The sequence below is a fragment of the Flavobacterium aureirubrum genome (assembly GCF_038739835.1).
In the GTDB taxonomy this organism is placed as follows: domain Bacteria; phylum Bacteroidota; class Bacteroidia; order Flavobacteriales; family Flavobacteriaceae; genus Flavobacterium; species Flavobacterium aureirubrum.
In genome coordinates this window covers 1-278 of sequence record NZ_JBCGDO010000164.1, presented here as the reverse complement: position 1 = coordinate 278, position 278 = coordinate 1, and the positions used below count along the sequence as shown (strand labels likewise).

At 39.9% G+C, this 278-nt stretch carries 1 pseudogene; it reads right to left on the bottom strand.

Features of this window, described 5'->3' with window-relative positions:
- Window positions 1-278 (bottom strand): annotated as a pseudogene (locus WFZ85_RS16365) (hypothetical protein); the annotation flags it as partial.

Sequence of the window (278 nt, the reverse complement as noted above, 5' to 3'; positions counted from 1 at the left end):
TCCACTTTCGTATATAAAGTAACCGAGCTGGTAGCATCTATCATCTTTCCGTCAAACAAACGGTCCATGCCATTGGTTGCCGTTTCAATATAACCTACCAAAACCTGTTTGAAGGCATTTTGTTCTGCAGTTATATTCAACCAGTAACGGTGCTTTTCTAAAATGGAATTGGTTTGATTACTACCATTTGTTCTATAAAACTGCGCGTTGTTTCTAGGCTCTCGCATCGCGTTAGTATAAGTAACCGTGCCTGTTGACAAACCTTCCACAAAAAATCC